6 protein-coding genes are annotated in these 5,654 nt (G+C 33.6%); 2 read left to right on the top strand and 4 right to left on the bottom strand.

What is annotated here, in order from left to right:
* Window positions 1-427: 427 nt before the first annotated feature.
* Window positions 428-1,411 (top strand): site-specific tyrosine recombinase/integron integrase, encoded by a 984-nt coding sequence (xerA, locus tag Q0138_RS02325; protein ID WP_297980387.1) that lies wholly within the window; start codon window positions 428-430, stop codon window positions 1,409-1,411.
* Between the two features lie 78 nt (window positions 1,412-1,489).
* Window positions 1,490-2,980, top strand: coding sequence for an ATP-grasp domain-containing protein (locus Q0138_RS02320; protein WP_297980384.1), 1,491 nt, complete (start codon window positions 1,490-1,492; stop codon window positions 2,978-2,980).
* Between the two features lie 137 nt (window positions 2,981-3,117).
* Here the strand turns inward: Q0138_RS02320 and Q0138_RS02315 are convergent, their stop codons facing one another.
* The 4 genes from Q0138_RS02315 to Q0138_RS02300 form a co-directional block, all read right to left on the bottom strand.
* Window positions 3,118-3,267 (bottom strand): hypothetical protein, encoded by a 150-nt coding sequence (locus tag Q0138_RS02315; protein WP_297980382.1) that lies wholly within the window; start codon window positions 3,265-3,267, stop codon window positions 3,118-3,120.
* The gene (locus Q0138_RS02310) at window positions 3,268-4,041 is read right to left on the bottom strand and encodes a glutamine amidotransferase (RefSeq protein WP_297980379.1); all 774 of its coding nucleotides are present in this window, start codon (window positions 4,039-4,041) and stop codon (window positions 3,268-3,270) included. It abuts the gene before it with no gap.
* Window positions 4,042-4,150: 109 nt separating this feature from the next.
* On the bottom strand, window positions 4,151-5,374 hold the full coding sequence (gene ilvA, locus Q0138_RS02305; RefSeq protein ID WP_297980376.1) for a threonine ammonia-lyase: 1,224 nt from the start codon (window positions 5,372-5,374) through the stop codon (window positions 4,151-4,153).
* A 58-nt stretch (window positions 5,375-5,432) separates the two neighbouring features.
* The coding region (locus tag Q0138_RS02300; protein ID WP_297980373.1) for a hypothetical protein at window positions 5,433-5,654 on the bottom strand (222 nt) is incomplete at its 5' end.

Raw genomic sequence — 5,654 nt, 5'->3', positions numbered from 1 at the left:
TTATTTTAATTATTTTAATTATTTTAATTATTTTAATTATTTTAAAAAAAAATTATTTCAAAAACAATGAAAATTTATTTTTACTAAATCATTATTAAATAAATTATTTATATAAAAAAGCTGTTAATATCTATACAAAAAGATTCAAAAGGTCTAAAAAATTTTTAAAAATAAAATTAAATAACCTCAATAGCTAATCCTTTAAAATAAATAGTTTTAAGAAAATTAAATTTTTAAGGTATAACGAAGTAAAACATAAAAGTTTATAATGTATAACGAAGTAAAAATAGTACTATATGTTAAGGTATAACGAAGTAGAATTTTTAAAATTAATTCTATGAACTTTTTTTAAAGAATAAACTAAAATCCATATGCCTTAAATGTCCTTAAATTAGAACAATGGGTTAAAAGTCTAAAAGGGATTAAAATGAATATATTTTCTGATCAATACTCATTATCAAATGAAAAGCCCAAACTATCTCCAGTCAGGTTGCCTGCCTATGATGATAGGGGTGAGAAAAAACACATTTGCAGCATATTTGATTTTGAGGAAATGCTTGACAATTATGTTATAGAAATGGAAATTAGAAACTATTCCGAAAACACCATCAAAACCTACAAATCAATCATTAGAAACATGATTGACTACATGAATAATGAAGAGAAACTATATGATGAGAAACATTTTTTAGCTAGTTTTAAAAGATATATCAGAGATTTGAGAAAAAACAAGGATGTTGCACAGAATTACATCTACCTAAACACTGTTGTTTCAAAGAAATTCCTTGAATTCAATGAGATTCATTTTTTAGACGAAATTAAAAACCCTAAAAGAACCAAGGCACTTCCAAAATCATTGAATGAAAAGGAAGTCCATGACTTAATAGAATCAGTTGTAATCGCTGAAGATGACAGTCAAATGAAAAGGACTGCAAAGATAAGGGACAAGGTCATACTTTCATTGTTATATTCAACAGGATTACGTATTTCAGAACTTGTAAAGCTTAACAAGAAGGATATTGATTTTGATGAAAGAACAATCAGAGTCAGGGGAAAAGGGGACAAGGACAGAATAGTTCTCTTTGACGAGAAGACAAAGGACCTTATTACAAACTACATTGAAAATGAAAACCCTGATTCAGAATATCTCTTCATAAACAAGAATGGAAGAAAACTAACTCCAAGATATGTGCAGTTGATGATTAAAAGATATGCAAAGGAAGCTGGAATAGAAAAGAAAGTCACACCACACGTCTTAAGACATTCATTTGCAACACACCTTTTAAAGAATGGAGTTGACATAAGAGTAATTCAGCAATTATTGGGACACTCAAGCCTTTCCACAACTCAGATTTATACAAATGTAGACATGGACACAATAAAAACAGTCTATGATCAAGCCAGAGACTGAGTATTAATTTAAACTAATAATTTTAAAATTAAAACCAAACAAAACTAATATTTTTTACAAAACAAATCAAGTGATATTATGGAAAATTTACTAATTATGGGAATTGATACAAGACCTATGGTTAATTCAGCATTGAGGCTGGATTACAGAACATTTTCCATAAGCTATTTTAAAACTGCGGATTTTAAAATTCCCTTCAAGGAAAAGCATATCCTTGACCAAGAGTCAGTGAATTCTTGTGGAAACTTTGAAGATAATTACAGTCCACAAAAACTTCTTGAATTATCAAGAGACATCCTATATAAAACAGATGCAAATACCACAATAGATGAAAAAATTAACAAGAATAAAAAAGATGAAACCAAGAATTCCAATCTTAACAAAAAGCCAAGCATTGAAAATTCAGAAATTGACAAGATTGTACTTACCACAGGAATAAATGCAAATGACTTCATGGGAGAATTTTCAAAATTCAAAAATAAGATTGTTGGAAACAAAAAAACTGAAACAGTGGATGACAAATTTAAGTTTTATAAAAAACTGAAAAACAAATTTAATGTTCCAAGCACTTTTCAACCAAAACATCTATCTGATTTGATTGAAATTCTTAAACAAAATGATAATCTTTCATTTATTTTAAAACCCGTTAAAGGAAGTGGAGGTTTAGGATTTTTATTTTTAAATAATGAAAGGTTACATCAATTAAATAATATTGAAAAATTTTTTGAAAAAATAGACCTTGAAAACTATATGCTTCAGGAGTATGTAAGTGGAATTAATCTTTCTTCATCAGTACTTGGAAGCAAAAATGATGCAAGAAACATTTTCAACTCCCGATTGATAACTGAAAATGATCTTGGAAAAGATTCATTTGAATATTCTGGAAACATTATGCCCCTTGACTTTAGAAGCATCAATAAATTCAATCACAATAATATTCAAAACAATTCAATTGAAACTAAAGGTCAAAATAACAATTCCATTCAAAACAATATTCAAAAATATAATTTCTCTCAAAACAACAATCAGAAAAATAATTTCTCTCAAAACAATAATCAGAAAAATGATTTATTGCAAAATAAAAAGAACTCAAATTTGAAAAATAAATTTTCAGAAAGGGAAGTCAAAGAAATAAATGAAGAGATGAAAATTCTTTCAGAAGATCTGATTAGAAAATTCAATCTTGTCGGATCCAATGGAATTGACTTTATTCTTGGAGAGAATGGATTGAATGTAATTGAAATAAATCCAAGATTCCAGGGAACATATGAATTGTGTGAAAATGTAATGGACATAAACCTTTTGGAAGCCCATATAAAGGCTTGTGAAGGAGAATTGATAGAAATTCCTCCAATTGAAAGATATGGAATTAAAAAGATTGTTTATTCCAAAAAACAGATATTGATTGGAGACTTGAATTTGAAAAATGTTTATGACATTCCATATAATGGAGTTAAAATAGAGGCTAATCAACCGATAATAACCATAATTAGCTCGGATAAGGATTTAGAAATAGCTATTAGAAATATGGAAATAGCTGAAAAACAAATGTATGAACATATTTCATAATTTAATGAATATTTTTTCTTTATAATGAAATTAAATAGTTAAAAATAGTTAAAATAGATAAAAATTAATAAAAATTACTCTTTTTTAATAAAAATAATAAAAACAGAACAATGATTAAAAAAAATAAAAAAATTAATTTATATAATTCCCACCAGACTTAAGATAAGAATTATTGTTCCAATAACAATGAGCATAGTAGTTATAATCATTGCACCAGTTATGCCTAAAAACAACTTTGCCTTATTGTCCGGATCTCTGATAAACTGATGATAAGCGTCTCTTTTCATTCAATCACCCAATAATCTTTTTAACATCCTTTTATGTGCATCAATTTCTATGGAATCATCAAGTTCCCCAATTTCAGAAATTGAATACTTCCTATTCAATGCATTAAAAATCATATAATCTGCAATGAATGGGTTTTTTGGCAAGAAAGGACCATGCAAATAACTTGCAATGAAATTCTTATAAATCATGCCTTCCTTATTGTCCTCACCATTATTCCCATGACCTACCCTAACATAACCTAATGGGTCGTGATTATGATAGCTTCTTCCACCATGATTTTCAAAACCGACCAAGGAATCCAGTTTAAAATCAAAATCATTATTTATAACAGTATTGGAAACATTTATTGCATTGGAAATAACTATATCCCCAATAAGTCTCTCTGATAGACTTTCAGTTTCAATATCAAAGACTTCCAAACAGGGAATGTCCTTACCATCAACATCTATGTACTTATTGCCAAACATTTGGTAACTTCCACATATGGCAAGAAGAACTCCTCCATTTTCAATAAATTCCGCCAATTCAGCCCTTTGCTTTAAAAGATGATTGGAAACAATGGACTGGTTATTGTCAGAACCTCCTCCGATTAGAATGATGTCAATGTCTTCCCAATCGAAATCATTATCTTGGCCTATGGTACAGTCCTGAATATTTAAACCAATCTTTCTCCATTTGATTCTTTGGTTAATGCATCTGAAGTTTCCAATATCTCCATAAGTGTTTAAAATATCGGAATACATATTCATTACAGTTAATTCTAAGTTTTCCATAATATTACCTTAATATTACCTTTAGAATAAAATTACAATTATTTAAAATTTCTGTATTAAATTCTTGCCATATATTCGCAGTTTTATGAGATAATCTGCAATGAACTTCTTAAATATTCGTTCTTACCAGTTTAGGCTTGTAACCCTCTCTCTCAAGCGCATCCATGATCTGTTTCTTATGGTCCGTTCCAAATGCCTCTAACGTAATGCGGAGCTCCACTGCTGCATTTCTATTGATGGATACAAACTGGTTATGCTCAAGTTTGATCACATTTCCATTCACATCGGCGATAGTGCCGGAGACTCTGCGAAGCTCACCTGGCTTGTCCGGAAGCAATACTGAAACGGTGAAAATGCGGTCTCTCAGGATCAGACCCTGCTGTACAACAGAAGACATGGTAATCACATCCATATTCCCTCCGCTTAAGATGGATACCACCTTCTTGTCTTTCACATCCAAATGCTTCAGTGCCGCCACAGTCAGCAATCCTGAATTTTCAACGATCATTTTGTGGTTCTCAACCATATCAAGGAATGCCACTACCAGTTCCTCGTCCTCAACCGTGATGATCTCATCCAGATTCTGCTGAAGATAAGGGAACAATTTGGTACCGGGAGTCTTGACTGCCGTACCATCCGCAATGGTATTCACCGTAGGCAGTGTGGTTACTTTGCCGTTTTTGATGGAGGCCTGCATACATGCCGCGCCAGCGGGCTCAACACCGATCACCTTAATCTTCGGATTCAAAAGCTTGGCAAGTGTCGAAACGCCCGTTGCAAGTCCGCCACCTCCGATGGGGACGAGAATATAATCCACTAGCGGCAGCTCCTTAAAGATCTCCATCGCGATCGTGCCCTGACCGGTCGCCACGGTCAGATCATCAAACGGATGAATAAACGTGTATCCGTGCTCCTCCGCCAGTTCATACGCCTTGGCGCATGCCTCATCATAGACATCACCGTGCAGTACAACTTCCGCTCCATATCCTCTGGTACGGTTCACCTTGATCAAGGGCGTCGTCGGCGGCATCACGATGGTCGCCTTGGCTCCATAACACTGTGCGGCATATGCCACCCCCTGCGCATGGTTGCCGGCGGATGCAGTGATCAGTCCCTTTGCCCTCTCTTCATCCGACAAGGTACTCATCTTGTAATAAGCACCTCTTAACTTGTATGCGCCAGTAAACTGCATATTCTCCGGCTTCAGATAGACCTTGTTACCTGTCTGACGACTGAAATGATCGCTGTATACCAGCTTTGTCTCAAGCGTTACCCTCTTTACAACCTCACTGGCCTCCTCAAATTTGCCAAGCGTCAACATCTGTTCTTCCATCTTGCGTCTCCTCCGTCACCAACGATTCTTCTAAAACTCTCCTGTAATTTCTTCTGATCTATTTTCTGCCGAACGGCCACCATCTCTTCTTCACCGGAGCAGTTTCGGTTTCCTCTTCGGTCTCCGCGTTTTCCGTTTCCGTTCCGTTTTCTATGGTTTCTGTTTCGGTTTCTGTGGTTTCAGTCTCGGATTTTTCTCCGGATTCTACCGTTCCTGTAGCCTCTATGTTTTCTGCCATTTCTCCGATGCCTGCTGTTTTTTCAACCTCTGCGTTCTCTTC

This window comes from uncultured Methanobrevibacter sp. (genome assembly GCF_937906425.1).
In the GTDB taxonomy this organism is placed as follows: domain Archaea; phylum Methanobacteriota; class Methanobacteria; order Methanobacteriales; family Methanobacteriaceae; genus Methanobrevibacter.
Note: the sequence above shows the minus strand (reverse complement) of the source record. Positions and strands in the feature narration are given on the sequence as shown.

Bases quoted from the DNA above. Each gene is read 5' to 3' on its own strand.
- xerA (WP_297980387.1), top strand. From the start codon at position 428: ATGAATATATTTTCTGATCAATACTCATTATCAAATGAAAAGCCCAAA.
- Q0138_RS02320 (WP_297980384.1), top strand. From the start codon at position 1,490: ATGGAAAATTTACTAATTATGGGAATTGATACAAGACCTATGGTTAAT.
- Q0138_RS02315 (WP_297980382.1), bottom strand. From the start codon at position 3,267: ATGAAAAGAGACGCTTATCATCAGTTTATCAGAGATCCGGACAATAAG.
- Q0138_RS02310 (WP_297980379.1), bottom strand. From the start codon at position 4,041: ATGGAAAACTTAGAATTAACTGTAATGAATATGTATTCCGATATTTTA.
- ilvA (WP_297980376.1), bottom strand. From the start codon at position 5,374: ATGGAAGAACAGATGTTGACGCTTGGCAAATTTGAGGAGGCCAGTGAG.